The sequence below is a fragment of the Paenibacillus monticola genome (genome assembly GCF_009664975.1).
Taxonomy (GTDB): domain Bacteria; phylum Bacillota; class Bacilli; order Paenibacillales; family Paenibacillaceae; genus Paenibacillus_AQ; species Paenibacillus_AQ monticola.
This window is the reverse complement of record NZ_WJXB01000006.1, coordinates 21,967-39,258: the sequence shown is the minus strand read 5'-3', so window position 1 is coordinate 39,258 and position 17,292 is coordinate 21,967. Positions and strand designations below refer to the sequence as shown.

The 17,292-nt window shown below is 47.1% G+C and carries 8 protein-coding genes; all 8 read left to right on the top strand.

What is annotated here, in order from left to right:
• The first annotated feature begins 30 nt into the window (after nt 1–30).
• The 8 genes from GJB61_RS17010 (at nt 31) to GJB61_RS16975 (ending at nt 17,283) form a co-directional block, all read left to right on the top strand.
• Nucleotides 31–1,491, top strand: coding sequence for an extracellular solute-binding protein (locus tag GJB61_RS17010; protein WP_154120051.1), 1,461 nt, complete (start codon nt 31–33; stop codon nt 1,489–1,491).
• Nucleotides 1,492–1,625: 134 nt separating this feature from the next.
• The gene (locus GJB61_RS17005) at nt 1,626–4,640 is read left to right on the top strand and encodes an alpha-mannosidase (RefSeq protein ID WP_154120050.1); all 3,015 of its coding nucleotides are present in this window, start codon (nt 1,626–1,628) and stop codon (nt 4,638–4,640) included.
• Between the two features lie 14 nt (nt 4,641–4,654).
• Entirely contained in the window at nt 4,655–6,838 is a 2,184-nt protein-coding gene (locus tag GJB61_RS17000) for a hypothetical protein (protein ID WP_154120049.1), read from the top strand.
• 22 nt (nt 6,839–6,860) lie between these two features.
• Complete coding sequence (locus GJB61_RS16995; RefSeq protein ID WP_154120358.1) at nt 6,861–8,882, top strand: glutaminase family protein; 2,022 nt, start codon at nt 6,861–6,863, stop codon at nt 8,880–8,882.
• A gap of 165 nt (nt 8,883–9,047) precedes the next feature.
• Nucleotides 9,048–11,894 (top strand): GxGYxYP domain-containing protein, encoded by a 2,847-nt coding sequence (locus GJB61_RS16990; protein WP_154120048.1) that lies wholly within the window; start codon nt 9,048–9,050, stop codon nt 11,892–11,894.
• A gap of 53 nt (nt 11,895–11,947) precedes the next feature.
• Nucleotides 11,948–15,055: a glycosyl hydrolase gene (locus GJB61_RS16985; protein ID WP_154120047.1), complete on the top strand. Its 3,108-nt coding sequence runs from the start codon at nt 11,948–11,950 to the stop codon at nt 15,053–15,055.
• Between the two features lie 262 nt (nt 15,056–15,317).
• Nucleotides 15,318–16,253, top strand: a complete 936-nt coding sequence (locus GJB61_RS16980) for an AraC family transcriptional regulator (RefSeq protein ID WP_154120046.1) — start codon at nt 15,318–15,320, stop codon at nt 16,251–16,253.
• A 73-nt stretch (nt 16,254–16,326) separates the two neighbouring features.
• Complete coding sequence (locus GJB61_RS16975) at nt 16,327–17,283, top strand: ABC transporter permease (RefSeq protein WP_154120044.1); 957 nt, start codon at nt 16,327–16,329, stop codon at nt 17,281–17,283.
• The last annotated feature ends 9 nt before the right edge of the window (nt 17,284–17,292 follow it).

The window sequence follows — 17,292 nt, the reverse complement described above, 5'->3', positions numbered from 1 at the left end:
AAACATTTTTCATATTGGAGGGGTTAAAGGATGCAAGCGAGAAAAATAACGAACGCTGCACTAGTAATCATGATGACGATTGGGTTGGTGGCCTGTTCTTCAGGAAACAATGAGGCGGCAAACATCAATCAGGAGAAACCTCAAACAACGGATAATGGAGCTGCAACAGAAACTCCCAAGACGGAGGAAGGTGTTACCCTTACGGTTTTAAATGAAGGCGCTGTCGCTGTTGGCGTCGGCATCGTGTCTGATTTGCTCGGAGTGAAGAAGAAAGCGTTAATTGCAGACGAAACTCTAAGTCCTCGTCCTGTAGATGCTGATTTTACGTATACGGAAGGCAGTAAGGTGAATTCAAATGTGTTTCCTTATCTGTATCAGAACATCATCAACGACAAGATGAAGAGTAAGAATATTACGTTGAAGACAGAGGACTGGGGCTGGGGTGAGCCGCTGATTCAGAAGCAGACTGCAGGCTTCCTTGCCAAAAATATGCCCGATATTATCGTTGGAGAAACCCAAATGCCAGGTTTTGCACAGCAAGGTTTGCTTGAGCCCTTCCCGGCGGATATGGAGCAATACATCCGCGAGAATATCGCTCCTGCTGCCTGGAAACCTATGGAGTATGACGGTAAAATTTACGGCTTCGCCTCCCAACCTGGCGTAAACAGCTTGTTCTGGAACAAGAAGCTGGTGAAGGAAGCCGGCTTGGACCCAGAGAAGGCTCCTGCTACATGGGATGAGCTGGCTGCTAATCTGGAGAAGGTAACTGAAGCCGGCAAAGGTAAATTCTATGGCGGCGGTGTGTACGGTGGACCGAACGCTGGCGGATATTTACGGTATGGTACGTTGCTGGTCATCAATGTCGGTGGGTTCGCAGATGCTCAAGGTAATCCTACATTCAACAGCGAGGCTAACCTTGAGACGATTGCCTATATGAAACAGCTGAACGGCTATCATCCGGCTGGATTAATGATGAACACCAATGAAGGCACTTACTTTGATGCTTTTAAGAAAGGGCAAATTGCTTATCTGATCGACGGACCGTGGCGTGCTATCGAAAGTTCGACGCTTGGCATCGACTATGGCATGGCTCCAATTCCACTGTCTTCTGATGGCAACGCAGGCAATATTACAATTGGAGCGGCCTTCCACTCCGTACCTAAGGATGCTAAGAACAAAGATGCTGCATTTGAATATATTCGGGCGATGTACAGTGAGGAAGTTCAGACGCTTATCGCGGATACAGGTGTAAGATCCCCAGTTCTGAAGACGATTGCGGAATCGGATGATTATAAAACGAAACATCCGGAGATGTATCAGCATTTCTTAGCTATGGCCGGAAACGTACAAGGTCTGCCAACATTCTCAAAGGAGAGCTCCAAAGTTTGGCAAATATTCGGTGATGCCGTAACGAAATCGGTCATGACAAATGGTGATATCAAAGCTATTATGGACGATGCTCAGAAAAAGGCGGAAGCCATAACGAAATAAAATGCTTCTATGGGATGGATGAGGAGGACTGCCCTTGGTGAGTCCTCTTTATTTCACAGATGGAAAGAGCGGTCAATGGATGATAGTCTTCGTTATCCTTGTGCCAGGTATATATGCTGAAGGAGAGATAGAGAATGCCGTATGAAACCAATGCTATTTTCTTGAAAAAGGCTAAGTTTGCGATGTCGCAATTGGAACAATCTATTTATGAGCCGATAGCTTTATTGTCAGTAACGGCCTGGGTAACCCCGGAGCCCGTCGCTTATACGGAGCGGACATCCGGACAACAAATAAAGTTGGAGCCGGGAGATAAGTGGGGAGACTTGTGGGACTGTGCGTGGTTTCACTTTGAAGGAAAGGTCCCCGAAGCACAGGCTGGCCGCAAAATTGTCCTCCTGATCGATGTGAATGGAGAGCTTTGCCTAGTGGATCACGAAGGGACTCCTTGCCAGGGGCTAACCAACATCAACTCGCAATTCGATTACATCCTGGGGCTTCCCGGCAAAAGAGTCGTAGATATCAGCCCGTCTGCAGAGGGTGGGGAAGTTATTAACCTATGGGCAGATGGAGGCTGCAATGATCTATTCGGCAATTATCGCAGCGGCAGATTAAAGGAAGCTGTTATTGCTGTTTGTTATGAGGAAACACGAAGTCTGTACTATGACTTTGAAGTGTTGATCGATTTAGCTGAGCAGTTGCCGGAAACCAGCGCCAGAAAGACGCAAATCTATCAATGCTTATATGATGCAGCGAATCAATTGACAGAGATGAATACGGATAATGTTCGCCGTGCAAGCGAGCGAATAAACGGGGAACTGAGTAAACGCGGGGGAGATCCCTCCGTGACGATAAGTGCAATCGGACATGCCCATATGGACCTTGCCTGGTTGTGGCCAATTCGGGAAACGATTCGCAAGGGTGCGCGTACGTTCTCGACAGCGCTGTACAATATGGAAAAGTATCCAGATTACAGGTTTGGAGCAAGCCAACCGCAGCTTTATCAATGGATGAAGGAAAGTTATCCATTGCTGTACGACAAGATAAAGGAACGCATACGAGAAGGCCGCTGGGAACCTCAGGGTGCAATGTGGGTTGAACCGGACACAAATATCTCTGGTGGCGAAGCACTTGTGCGGCAAATCTTATATGGAAAACGCTTTTTTCAACAGGAATTTGGTCAGGAAATGAAAGTACTGTGGCTGCCAGACGTTTTTGGCTATTCGGGGAGCCTTCCTCAGTTGTTAAAAAAGTCGGGGGTTGATTATATGATGACCCAGAAATTGTCATGGAGTGAATATAATACACACCCGCATCACAGCTTTATCTGGGAAGGAATTGACGGTACTCAGGTGTTGACACATCTTCCTCCGGAGGATACCTATAACAGTCCTGCTGCGCCAAGGTCACTCGTTAAGATTGAGAACAGCTACTTAGACAGGAATGTGTCCGCGTATGCCCTTATGCTATTTGGTATCGGCGACGGGGGAGGCGGTCCTGGTGAAGAGCATTTGGAGCGATTGGCTCGTGTGAAGAATCTATCCGGTGTCCCACCGGTAATTCAAGAGCCGTCTATCGACTTTTTCCACCGGCTGGATCAAGAGGCCTCACGCTTCCAGACGTATAAGGGAGAACTGTACCTGGAGAAGCATCAGGGGACGTTAACCACACAAGGGCGCAATAAATGGTATAACCGGAAGATGGAAAAAGCCCTCAGGGAGCTGGAGTATGCAGCATCGCTGCTATGGGCCGTCCACGGAGGTTCCTATCCCGCAGCAAGGCTTGAAGAGATCTGGAAGGAAGTCTTACTCTACCAGTTCCATGATATTTTGCCGGGTTCCTCGATTACGAGAGTGTATGACGAGTCGCTTGAGCGTTATGCCTTACTGCTCGCAGAGGTTCGCACGATGGCGAAAGATACCTTTGAAGAAATTGCTAGCCTGTCAGGAGGGTCCAAGCAACCCTTCATCTTTAATTCGCTGCCCTGGGAACGGCAGGAGTGGGTGGAATGGAACGGCAAATGGCATTTAGCCAGCGTCCCTGCAATGAGTTATAGATCCCTTGAAGATTCTGTTCATGTGATGTCTGTTGCAGGGTTGATGGCGAGCGAGCACGAGCTGGAGAATGAAAAGCTGAAGGTCATCTTCGACGAGAACGGCAGTATTGTCTCTGTGTACGATAAGCTGCTGAGTCGAGAGGCCATTCGCCCAGGAACCCAAGCAAATGTCTTTATGATTTACCATGATAATGGGGATGCATGGGACTTTCCGCATGATTACCGCGAGACGGTTGCCGGAGCCATGAGGCTGGTGAGAAGTACAGCCCATGTAGTGGGGCCAACGGCAGTTGTCGAGCAAGAGTATCACTATGGTGAATCTATACTCGTGCAGAAGATTGTTTTGACTATGGGCGGTTCGACGATTGAGTTCGAAACCGAGGTGGACTGGCGGGAATCGGGCAAAATGCTGCGTGTATCCTTTCCTACCAGCGTATCCAGCGATCAAGTCAATTGTGAAATCCAATTTGGCTATATAAAGCGGCCAACCACTCGTAATACCTTGATCGAATTTGCCAAGGATGAGATTTGCGCACATCAATATATCGACCTTTCACAGCCGGATTATGGTGTAGCATTGCTGAATGACTGCAAATACGGATATAGCGTTCTGCACAATGTTCTTGATCTAAATTTGCTCAGAAGTCCTGCTTATCCAGACCCCACTGCAGATAGAGCACAGCACAAATTTACTTATGCTTTGTATCCGCATGCGGGAAATTTCATTCAGGCAATCGTATACCGAAAAGGTTATGAACTAAATACTCCTTTGACTATAGTTGAAGCGCATCAGACAGAGGCGACGAAATGTGAACCTATACAGTTGATTCAAATCGACCATCCTTATGTAATGGTGGAATCCGTAAAAAAAGCGGAGGACAGCAATCATTTGATCATTCGTCTGTACGAAACGGCCGGGACGGAGGCGCGAGGGGTCATTTCCTTCGGTCTGGAGTGCCTTTCCATTGAGGAAGCAGATTTGATGGAGAACCCGATCGGGGTCCTGCAGAGTAACGATTCTCAGGCGGAATTACATTTTACACCTTTTGAGATTAAGACCATTCGTGTTCAGCTACATCATCTTGTTAATGCGTAAGGGGGATGGAAGCAATGAAGAGAAGGAGTCGGGAGGAAGAGCATACCGGGTTTCAGGAAGGCAGCGCTTATGGAGAGGATTACGATCTGCAGACAGATTTTGTGATGGTTTACGGAATTAATTCATCAATGCCAGATCGGATTCAACAATGGAAAGCACAGGGCTATCAGGTCCACTTGATGACAGGAGTATCCTGGGGTGGCTATCAGGATTACTTGAATGGCCAATTTGATGGCCGGTCCCACTGGGACGAAGCGCAAAGATATAAGGATGGTGAGAATATCATCCATGGAACCTCGGTTGACATCCCATACATGGTACCTACGGTTGCTTACTCTGATTATTTGATCCAACAGATTCGTCCTGCTGTAGATGCGGGAGTGGATGCCATTCATCTGGAGGAGCCGGAATTTTGGGTGGAAGGTGGGTACTCTGAGGCCTTTAAACGGGAATGGCGCAATTATTATAACGAGCCATGGATTCCACCGCACGAATCAGAGAATGCCCAGTATCATGCCTCCAAGCTCAAAGCCTATTTGTACGCAAGATGTCTGGATCGACTTTGTTCAGCACTCAAGGAATATTCGCTGGTTCGCTATGATCGACCCCTGCGGTTTTTTGTGCCGACACACAGCTTGATTAATTATACGCAGTGGAGAATTGTCAGTCCGGAATCGCGGCTGCTTGATCTGCCCTCCATCAATGGGTATATCGCCCAAATATGGACCGGAACCTCCCGCACAGCCAACGTTTATGAAGGCGTTCGCGCGGAGAGAACCTTTGAAACTGCCTTCCTGGAATATGGAATCATGCAGGAGTTGGTACGTGGAACCGATCGCCGAATGTGGTTCCTACACGACCCTATTGAAGATGATCCCAAACATACTTGGGAGGACTACAGAGTGAATTATTTCAAGACGCTGACGGCATCCCTGCTGCATCCCGGTGTATCTCATTATGAGGTTGCCCCTTGGCCCAAACGGATCTTCGAGGGGCAATATCCGGGTGCAGACGGTTCCGGCAAGGAAGGGATTCCTGTCGACTACGCGACCGTGCTGCTAACTCTGATACATGCGCTTGGCAATATGGATCAACCGGATATTCACGTCATTGGCAACGATGTCAAAGTAGGCGTCCTATTGGCGGATTCGGCCATGTATCAACGTATGCGTACAGGGGTAGAAACCGCTGGCAGCATGTTAAAGTATGACGGGACGAACGAGGTTGAGCTGACGGATGAATATGCGCTTGATTTACTGAACTTTTCATCTTTTTATGGATTAACGCTTCCGTTAGTCAAACATGGCCTGCCAGTAAGACCAGTACAGCTCGATAATGTTAGACGGTTCCCAAGTTATCTGGATGAGTATCGCTTGTTGATTCTGAGTTATGAGTTTATGAAGCCGGAGTACCCCGATCTTCACAGTGCACTGGCACAATGGGTTAGGGATGGTGGGGCCTTGATCTATGTCGGTGATGACAGTGATCCGTATCATCAGGTTAAGGAATGGTGGAACCAAGGCAAACGTCACTATCAATCCCCGCGCGAGCATCTCTTTGAATGTCTGGGACTATCTCCTGATTCTCCAGGAGGCATGACGGCGATTGGCAAGGGATTGCTGCTGTATTTACCGGTTCGACCGGAAAGTTTTGCGGAGAGTGCAGTTGCGGGAAACAGATTCCGTGATGGGGTGCGGAAAGCGATGGCTGGCTTAAATGATCCTCGAATAAGCTGGACACCTGCCAATTACTTCATGCTGCGGCGAGGCCCTTATGTCATAGCATCAGTAATGAAAGAGTCCATCCATGAGCATTCTCTGGACTTAAAGGGTTGTTATGTGAATCTGTTTGATTCCGAGTTGCCAATTGTACGCCATGTCACGATAGAGCCGGGTCAACAGGGCCTCTTGTATGACCTCGAATATGAGCATGCGGGTAACCATGGAATTATCGCAGCTTCATCGAGAACAGAGGGCTTCACAGAGGATTCGCGAGAAATCGTATTCTTCGTCAAAGGGCCGCAAGCTGTACGTGCAGCAGCGAGAATCTACTGTTCAGCTAAACCGGTGAGTGCAACGATCCATGTTAACGGGCAGGAAGCCGCACTTCCTTTTGTGTGGGATGCGGAGACCCAAACCCTGCTTATCCGTTACGAGCATCAGGCAGGGAGCGTACGTATTCAGATTAACAAACAATGATTGGAGATGGATCAGGATGAAGATGAAGAGTACAATACGCCCTCCAGCAATACCTTTGGTGACGGTTGATCCGTATTTTAGCGTATGGTCGATGGCTGACAGTTTGAGTGACGACTTTACAAGACATTGGACCGGTAAACGAAATGCAATGACGGGATTAGTGATCATTGACGGGAATCCCTATCGATTTGCCGGCCGGGTAGAGCCGAATGCGGAGAACTACTACACCGAACCGCAGGCAATGAAGCAGCAAAATGTTCAACTAACCTCTCTCTCCAGCACCTATGAATATGAAGAAGCGGGGATTCGCTTGCAGGTGCGCTTTACCACGCCGCTACTGATGGATAACCTGGAGCTCTTATCAAGACCGGCCTCATATGTGCAGCTTTCCGTCTGTGCGGTGGATGGCAAACCTCATAACGTGCATATTTACTTCGATGTCACCGCAGAATGGTGCGTCGATTCCAGTGAGCAGCGGGTTCTTTGGCAGCGGCATGAGGAGGGCCAACTGGCTATCCTTGAGGTGAGTCATGAGGAACAAGCTTACTTAAACCGTTCCGGGGACGATTTGCGTATGGATTGGGGTCAGTTCTATCTGGCTGTTGAACAATCCCCTGAAACGCGAACCTATCTGGATTCGGCTGAAATCAGAAAGCAATTTGTGCGTAATGGTGAGATTGTCCCCGTCCATAAAGGGGGTATGCCGCAAGCTGTTCGCGATCATCAGCCTGTCTTGGCCTGTACTTGGGATTGCGGGGAAGTGGGTGCTGCCGAGGTTTCAAATCTGTTCGTGCTGGCTTATGATGATGTTTATGCCATTGAGTATTTCGGTGATAAGCTGAAGGCCTACTGGAAAAAGAGCGGAATGACTGCCCTCGGGATGATCGCCGCTGCGTTCGGAGAGTATCCTGAACTCATGCAGCGGTGTACGGAATTCGACCAAAAGCTGTGGACCGATGGTGTGCTTGCAGGCGGAGAGAAATACGCAGAGCTGCTGGTGCTGGCTTATCGGCAGGCTATTGCTGCACACAAGCTGGTGGCAGATCGTGAGGGTAAGCTCCTGTTTATGTCCAAGGAATGCTATAGCAATGGCTGTATTGCTACAGTTGATGTGAGTTATCCCTCGATTCCGTTGTTCCTGCTCTATAATCCCGAACTAGTTAAAGCCATGATGAGACCGATCTTTAAATACGCGCGCAGTGAGGCTTGGCCGTTCGAATTTGCGCCACATGATGTCGGCCAGTATCCAATTGCCAATGGTCAGGTTTATGCGGAGAATGCCAGAGAAGGGCAGATGCCGGTAGAGGAATGCGGCAACATGTTGATTATGGCAGCCGCGGTCTGTTTGACGGATGGTCATGCCGATTTCGCAGCAGAACACGGGGAGCTTTTGTCCAGTTGGGCCGATTATTTGCTGGAGTACGGGCTCGATCCTGAGAATCAATTATGCACAGATGACTTTGCCGGACACTTGGCCCGAAACGCCAATTTATCGGTAAAGGCTATTATGGGCGTAGCGAGCTATGCCATTCTTAAGGGAATGATGGGACATTCTGCTGAAGCTGAACGCTATAAGAAAGCGGCTAAAGAGATGGCGATTAAATGGGAGGAACTTGCTAGTGATCAGGATCATTATAAGCTTGCTTTCGGCCAGGATGGCACGTGGAGCCTGAAGTATAATCTGATCTGGGATATCCTCTTTGACACACATATATTTGATGAAACCATCATTCAAAAAGAAGTCTCCTGGTACTTAAAGAAGCAGGATAAATACGGGATTCCGATGGATAGCAGAGCAGCCTATACCAAGGCGGATTGGCTCGTTTGGGCGGCCTCGCTAGCCTCCGAGCGGGAGGATTTCGTCAGCTTGATTGAACCCTTATGGGACGCATTAAATGAAACGCTGGACCGCGTGCCCTTTTCGGATTGGTATGACACGAATACAGCCCGGCAGATTAATTTTCAGCATCGCAGCGTTGTAGGCGGAATCTATATCAAACTCCTGAAGGACAAGTGGGCGAAGGCTGGCAAGAAGGCTTTTTAAACAAAAGGCTTTACATGCTTGGCAATTAGGAGCAAGTATGCTGTTATGCCCGAATTATTGGACAATACGGCAGCTCGCTCCTTCTGGATATAAACCGTTGCACATGATTTGTTCTTCTTCAAGCATTATGATAACGCTTACAAGACTATTTTAGGAGGTAAGTAAATGAAATCAAAGAAAACGGGTCTAATGTTACTCATTGTCATTATGTTAGTCGCGACCGTGAATTTGACGGTATCCGTACCTTTTGCGAAAGCAGCGATTAGTTGGCCTTCAGGACAGGTTCTCCCTTCGTTTCCGACTCCTGCAGCTACACTTGATGTAATGGATACAATAACGGAATTCAAATATCAGTCAAATGGTACAGAAGTATCGCATTCGACCGGTCATCTAGACGGAAATAATTGGATTGTACAAACCGGTATTGATCCTGGGAATAATTTTATGATCTATGGACCCTATGAAACAGATATTCCCACAGGAACCAATTCGGCATTCTTTGAATTGGCCGTTGATAACAATACCGCCAATAACGACGCGATCGTGAGGATTGATGTAAGAGATAATACTTCCGGACAGACTTTGGCTGCCAGAGATATAACAAGGCAGGAGTGGACTGGTACTTACACCATGCAGACTTTTAATCTCACATTCAACAATCCTACAGCAGGGCATGCTCTCGAATTTAGGGTGTTCTGGTATGGAGGGTCCTTTGTCCGGGCGGGTGCCGTGGGTACAAATCCGAAGTCAATGGAAGATGATGCTGTTCTTTTCTCTACCCTAAAAGGCTTGGTTAATAAAACCCAACCCCGAATTTACACCTATGACAATGCTGTTCGGGGGGAGGATGGGAAATATAATTGGTTAAATACACTAGGTTTAGGATACACGGATGTGACAGACAACTATAGTCTCATTACCAAATATAGAAATGAGATCAACGGTATCGTGATCTACGATGAAGCGGTCCCGGACACCGTTAATTTAGCTACAACGATTGCTTCTCTGAATGGGGGTATTGTAGCTGCGCCTTCATTGGTATCCAAGTTAACCACTGCACCTTACAACCTGCCCATACTGAACGATTTGCGCGGAATGTTTACGACTAAAGTTCAAGTGTATGAGTATTTATATAATAATTATTGGTCACAGGTGTCTCATAAGGTCATTGTCGGATTGAACCCGCAAATCAAAGGGTTCCTACGTGATTATGCCACTTCCGTAGGGGCTGCCGCGATATGGCTTAATCCGAGTGTGCCTGCAGAAGATGCCGTGTTAAGACAGTTTCTTTCTTCTATGCCGCACGATGGAACCGGAACGTATATGGGCTGGTGGCCGGATGAAGGCGTAGGCGTAACTAGAACATCAGAGTATGGGGTTACTACGATTGCAAGCGACTTCGCTTCCAATTTGACTGTTTTTGGTGGGACTTCGAGAGCTGTCAATGTGAAGCCACTTGCTAATAAGCCGGTGTTACGAAACAAAATATATATCTCATTGATATTAAGCGATGGAGATAATCTACAGTATTTAGAGCATCGTTTTAAAACAAGCTGGCTGTGGGATAATCCTCTCAGGGGTACGATTCCGGTAGGTTGGACAGTATCACCTGCTATGCTGGATGCCATGCCCGGAGTATTGAACTACCTATACAATTCGGCTACGCCGAATGACAACTTGATAGGCGGGCCAACAGGGGTTGGATATACGTATCCGAATTTTTGGGAAAATCAAGCCTATCTTGATAACTATGTTGCACTTAGTAATGACTATTCCAACCGTTCAGGTCTAAAAGTAATTACAGTTTGGAACACAATCGTTGGCGGAATTAACACAAATGTCGGGAATAGCTTTGCCACGAATGCACCTTCACTCTTGGGATTGACAGGCATGAAGTCAGGTGGCCAGATTACGCAATATAATAATATTTTGCCAGCACAGGCACTTAACGCTACTTATTGTTATTCAGAAGCTACTGTAATTTCCGAAATAAGTGGCGCGGTCGCAGGGTGGAATGGGACGGCTCCAAAATTTGTATCGATCCAAGCAAATCCATGGGACGTATCCTACCAGATGTTAGTAAATGCAGTGAATCATTTTAACAGCAATACCGACATTGTTTTCGTAACACCGGATAACTACTTCCAGCTTATGAGGGAAAATAACAACTTGCCTGTCGATCCGTCAACGGTTGTCAAAACTTATGAAGCAGAGAATACCAGCTATGCCACAACACCATTTAGCCATGATGTAGGCCGGGTAGACGGCGATTCATGGTCGGCCAATGTAGCCCAAGACAATGCAGGATTTATGCTGTGGGGTCCATATGTTACCACATTCCCGGCAGGTCCACTTACGACTACCTTCAAAATGAAGATTGATTCCATTGTGGGTGCTAACGATAAAGTAATTAGACTTGATGTAAGAGATGGTACAACGGGGCAGGATTTGGCAGCCTTTGATATCTACAGAAACCAGTTCAAAGCTAATGATTCTTACCAGGATTTCAGCTTGAGCTACACTAACGTCGCTGGCCATCCGTTGGAATTCAGAGCAGGCTACAAGGATAATGCAAAGATTAGTATTGATAAGGTTACGACAACAACCAGCCTAGGTAAATATGAAGCTGAAGGCACGGTCTTAGGATATGGCGCAGGACGTGCGGTTGGGGACGGCTGGGAAGCTAATCCTACCCAAGACAATGCAAGTCATATGGTATATGGACCTTATGATTCTAATGTGCCGATCGGTAATCGAAGCGTTACTTTCAAGTTGAAGGTAGATAACAACACCTTAAATAACCTGCAGGTGGCTTCCATTGATGTATGGGATGCGACAGCAGGGGTATCTGTGGCTTCGCAGAATATATTAAGACAGCAGTTTACATCAGCGAACCAGTACCAGAATTTCACGCTGTCATTTAACCAAACCACTCTCAACCATCAATTAGAATACAGAGTCTATTACAATGATGTTGCTACTATAACCGTAGATAAGATAACGGTTAACTAAGCCGATTGTTGAGAAATAACTGGCTTGTAATCATACAACCATGGAGGTACGAAATGATAGATACACAGGGACTGGAGAACCTATTCCAGAATCCGAGCATGACTTACAGACCCCAACCATTCTGGTTCCTAAACCATGATTACAAGCCGGAATTGCTGCGATCACAATTGCAGGAAATGTCCGAGAAGGGTGTTGGTGGAGTTGTACTTCACTCTAGGCACGGCAAGACCGAAGAGTACTTCTCCGATGCTTACTTTGACATGTTGGAGACTTGTATCGAGGAATGCATCAAGCTTGGTATGCAGACCTGGCTATATGATGAGGATAATTGGCCAAGTGGGACATTTGGAGGCAAGCTGACCCAGCAATTTCCTGAATACAGGATGCGTTACTTGCGGGTGGAGGAGAAGAGATACTCCTCAGCGGATGGACAACAGGAGTGTTTAATAGACTTTGCTTTGGAAGACGGTCACTCATTGATTTCTATTCTGGCTTACCGGATCAAACAGCAGGATGGAGACACTGTTATTTTGCAGGATAATCCGCAAGATTTGACCCCTTTGTACGATGGGTCTTGGCAACCGAAAGAAGAAGGAGATTTTGTGATTCTCGTGTTTTGGGAATGCGAAGTTGCTGAAAAGGTAACGTTTGCCCGCGGTTATTATTTGGATACGATGAATCCGGAAGCCGTGAACAAATTTATCGAACTTGGCTATGGACCATTCGATCGATTGTCCGCACATTTCGGCAAGAATATTCAGGGCGTTTTTACGGATGAGCCCGGGCTCATGATTCACGATGGATTTGGTGGAGTGGAAGCGATTAAGACGAGTGTAGAGCATTTGGATAGAAACTTGCCAGGGATGATTCTTGCATGGACACGGAACCTTCCGGAACGTTTCGAGCAGCACTGCGGTTATTCGCTTACCTCCAATCTTGGCTCCCTGCTCTATCAGGTGGAAGAGACAAGTCATAAAGTACGTGAGGATTATTATGCGGCTCTTACGTATTGGTATATCGATGCGTATCATCGGGGATTGCACTCATGGTGCGAAGCTCGTGGGTTAGCCTATATCGGCCATACGCTGGAAGAGCCCATCTGGGGCCAGGCGCGTTCGCAGGGCAATCAGACGCAGGTGCTGCGGGAGTTTGATTATCCGGGTGTCGATTATTTACAAGCAGGCATTGGGACCAAAGAGAACCCTTATCGTATTTTGTCCGTCAAATGTGCGTCCTCAGTCGCCCATCTTGAAGGTAAGGAGCGCGTTATTTGCGAGGCGTTTGGAGCAAGCGACCACGGGTATTCGATGCGGCAACGGCGGCTTGATGCCAATTTCATGGCTTTTCTAGGTGTTAACTTGTTTATTCCCCATGCATTTTATTATTCATTCGAAGGCTATCGCAAGACGGACTTTCCACAGACGGAATTTTATCATGCGCCCCATTGGGAGCATTATCATGTTTTTGCGGATTATATTGCCAGACTCAGCTTGATGGGAAGCCTAGGCCATCATAATGCCCATATTTTGCTGCTCAGTCCTGTGCATACGGTCTATCAGGAAATGTTCGAGAATGGAATGGCTGAGCTTGCACCCACCTCGGATGTGCTGCACGCCCTGCTGTCCGATCGTTTAATTCGCAACCAGCTTGATTACGATTACTTGGATGATAGTCAGCTCACCGAGAGTCTTGTTGCACAGGGGAATTTAACATTTGCCAAGTCACGGGAGAGGTATAGAGCTGTTATTTTGCCTGGTATGAAGGTGATGTCTGTTGCATCGGCAGCCAAGCTGAATGAATTCGTTCAAGGAGGAGGTCTGCTGGTTGCTATCGGAGAGGTGCCTTCGCACAGCTTTAACCAGGCAGACGACCCGGTACTGAAGGAGTATTTGAAGCCGCTGTTCCCGCATTCAGGGGGATTGGAATGGCATGAGTATGGACAAGGAAAAACGCTGTTCCTGTCCGAACTCAAGGTGACTGCTGATGATGCTCGATATTTGTGTGAACAGTTGAGCTTGTTCCCGGGTGTCGATCAATTCGCCAGTCGCTGGTTCATACCGGAGGCGGAGAAAGAACGGGTAATCGTGTCATGCCGTTTGATAGAGGAGAAACTATACTACTGGGTGATGAATTGGTCAGAGGTTTCGGCGGAAATCCAATGTCTGGTCAAACCGCTGGAAAGAGTAGAGGAGTGGAAGCTGGAAAACGGCGAGCGCATTCTGCTTGCGCAGAGGGAGTCGAATGAATTTCGTCTAGAACCAGGGGAACTGCGGATTGTTAGCGTTGTTGAATCTGATTCCCAGAAAGTGCTGGAACCATTCTACTCCATAGAGAAGACAATTGAGCTGCCCGCAGCTTGGGAGTTTGAGCTAGAAGATCCCAACGTGAAAATCCTGGATCGCTGGGAAGTTATATTCAATGACCGCGAATCGCGTATGAACGCTGTAATGCCTGGTCAAACCAACACCTATCGGACCCGGATCATGATCAATGCTTCAGCAGTAGGCAAAGAGATGAGTTTGGTGACCGACGATATCGATCAGTATGTGCCTTCTCATATCGGGTTTTTGTCCAGGCGCCGCAGTGTAGAGATTTATATAAATGGGCATCGCCTGCCGGCGCTTGAGCCAGCAGGCTGGCAGGATCATTTTTATAAAAGTGTGAATTTGACGCCTTATGTGCATTCGGGTGAAAATGTGATCGAGCTGCTAACCATTTCACTCCTGGAGCCGATGATTCGGGTAGCGTCTCCTTTGTTTCTGATTGGAGATTTCGCTCTAAATGAAGAGGGAGTTGTGATCTCCAGTCATCAACCCATAACCGGTTATTGGAGTGAGCAAGGATATCCTCATTTATCGGGCAAGGCAGATTATATGCAGAGCTTTATGATGAGTGACATTAAGGTTGACGAAGCGCAGCAGTTCGAACTGGAACTTGAGAATGTAAGGGAATCAGCATCGGTACTAATCAATGGACAATTCGTAGGAACGCGCCTCTGGCCGCCTTATCGCTGGGACATTACCAAGGCCTTGCGCCCGGGCTCAAATGAAATTCGGATTCAAGTCGCTAACACGCTTGCGAATCTATATGGGAAAGAGGTTTTACCGTCAGGATTGTCTGGAAAAGGATGGATTCATGTAAAGACGCTGACTGTGAAGTGATGTATTGGTGGATATAGTATAGGGGGGCCACGAGCCTCTCTTTTTTTTGTATAAACGTCCTCCGTTGTGGATGAAGAAAAATGTTTTTTTATGAAAATAATGTCACATTGTTGTTATGTTTTCAGAATGAACTGCAAATGTAACTATAGTTGACACAAAAACCCAAATAACTTAGGATGGTAATAATTTAATTCTAGAAGACTAAGTTTTCAGCAAGATACAGTAGGTTATTCCTCAAAATATCTTATTGGAGTGAGTTGTAATGGAGATTATACGTACCGAAAACAAGCTCAGGGAAAAAGTATTGTTCTCCAGACATTATCCAATCTACCTTGGGGACACGATCGGTGTCACCTCCCACTACCAGAGGCTGCATTCCCATGACGCACTGGAAATCAACATGATCAAGTCTGGAACCGGCTATTACATGATTAATGGGGAGCGTTACGATTTCAAAGAAGGGGATATTCTGCTGATCAATTCGAACGATCTTCATTGCGCTTATGAGACAGATAACCTGGTCATGCAGGTCATTACTTTTGATCCTTCCTGGTTTATAGGCAGTCTGCGCTGCGACCCGGACATCCTGTGTCCTTTTAAGGAAATGGGAGTGTACTTTAACAACCTGCTTGATCGCAACCATCCGAAGATAGAATCTCTTCGTTCGCTGCTGCTGCTTGTGCAAGAGGAGCACGAGGCGGAACGGCGTTCGTATACCTCCATCGTTTATGCCCACCTGCTGCAATTCCTCGTTTATGTCAACCGATTCTTTCGACTGAACAACCCGAAGACCAACAAAAGCACAATCCCCGCCCCACAGCTTGAAAAGATGCGGATTGTCACCGAAATTATGGAAATCCGCTTTGCTTATCCCTGGACGCTGGAAGAACTGGCTGCCCTGATCTATTTAAGCCCCTCGCGCTTCAGTGATATTTTCCGCCGCACGGTCGGAATGTCTCCACTCATGTATCTTATTCATCTGCGTTTGGAGAACGCCTATACGCTTTTGGAGTCATCGGACCGTAAAATCGTCGATATTTCCATGGACTGTGGGTTTCGCTCATTATCCAATTTCAACCGGCTGTTCAAGCGCCATATTGGAACTGAGCCGAGAAATATCCGAAGTAAAGCAAATACATCTTGCAGTAAGATAGTGTTAGTTATTGAGCGATTAAGCGGAGAGATCGAGGTGGAGTAGTGTTAATGTGAAGTTAGATAATATAACTTCATAGGTTATTCCAACTCACATAATATGAGGAAGGGAGGATAAGATGCAAAAAGTCGCTTATCAGGTCGAACGGGAGCAGAAGATTCGCACAGATTCGCTGATGAAACGTTTCATTATGCAGTGGGATCTTCAGCTAATGGTGCTGCCTGCATTGCTCTTTATCATCGTGTTTAGCTATATCCCGATGTATGGCGTGCTGATGGCATTTCAGGATTACAACCTCTTTAAAGGTTTCGCAGGCAGTCCGTGGGTCGGGTTCAAACATTTTGAAATGTTCTTTAAGGCCCCGGAATTCTGGACTATTATCCGTAATACGATTGTCATTAGTCTGCTCAAGCTTCTGATTGGCTTTCCGGCCCCGATTATACTGGCACTTATGCTGAACGAGATCAAAAGCCGGGTGTTTAAGCGCACGGTTCAGACTATCAGTTATTTGCCGCATTTCTTATCTTGGGTGATCGTCTCCGGTTTCGTAATGTCCATGCTCTCTACGGAGAACGGCAGCGTCAATATGCTGCTGCAAAAGCTGAGCTTGATTCAGGATCCAGTTAATTTTCTGTCCCTTCCAAAGTACTTCTGGTCGATTCTCGTTACTACTGGTGTGTGGAAGGAAATCGGCTTCTCTTCGATCGTATACCTGGCGGCTATTGCCGGTGTAGATCCCCATATGCATGAAGCAGCAGCAATAGACGGTGCTAGCAGGTTGAGACAAATGTTCTCGATCACTCTTCCCTCCATTCTGCCGGTAATCATTATCTTCCTTATTCTAGCTGTAGGCAATCTGCTCAGTGCTGGGTTTGAAGACATCTTGCTGCTCGGTTCAAACCCCGTGCTGCGCGACGTTGGTGATGTAATCGATACGTATGTATATCGAATTGGTATACAGAACAACCGTTATTCTTACGCCACAGCGGCGGGACTCTTTAAGTCACTGATCGGGGTGTTCCTGCTGGTGGGTGCGAATTATGCGGCCCGCAAGTCTGGCAACAGCCTATGGTAAGCATGAATG

Bases quoted from the DNA above. Each gene is read 5' to 3' on its own strand.
- GJB61_RS16990 (WP_154120048.1), top strand. From the start codon at position 9,048: ATGAAATCAAAGAAAACGGGTCTAATGTTACTCATTGTCATTATGTTA.
- GJB61_RS17005 (WP_154120050.1), top strand. From the start codon at position 1,626: ATGCCGTATGAAACCAATGCTATTTTCTTGAAAAAGGCTAAGTTTGCG.
- GJB61_RS17010 (WP_154120051.1), top strand. From the start codon at position 31: ATGCAAGCGAGAAAAATAACGAACGCTGCACTAGTAATCATGATGACG.
- GJB61_RS16980 (WP_154120046.1), top strand. From the start codon at position 15,318: ATGGAGATTATACGTACCGAAAACAAGCTCAGGGAAAAAGTATTGTTC.
- GJB61_RS16975 (WP_154120044.1), top strand. From the start codon at position 16,327: ATGCAAAAAGTCGCTTATCAGGTCGAACGGGAGCAGAAGATTCGCACA.
- GJB61_RS16995 (WP_154120358.1), top strand. From the start codon at position 6,861: ATGAAGAGTACAATACGCCCTCCAGCAATACCTTTGGTGACGGTTGAT.
- GJB61_RS16985 (WP_154120047.1), top strand. From the start codon at position 11,948: ATGATAGATACACAGGGACTGGAGAACCTATTCCAGAATCCGAGCATG.
- GJB61_RS17000 (WP_154120049.1), top strand. From the start codon at position 4,655: ATGAAGAGAAGGAGTCGGGAGGAAGAGCATACCGGGTTTCAGGAAGGC.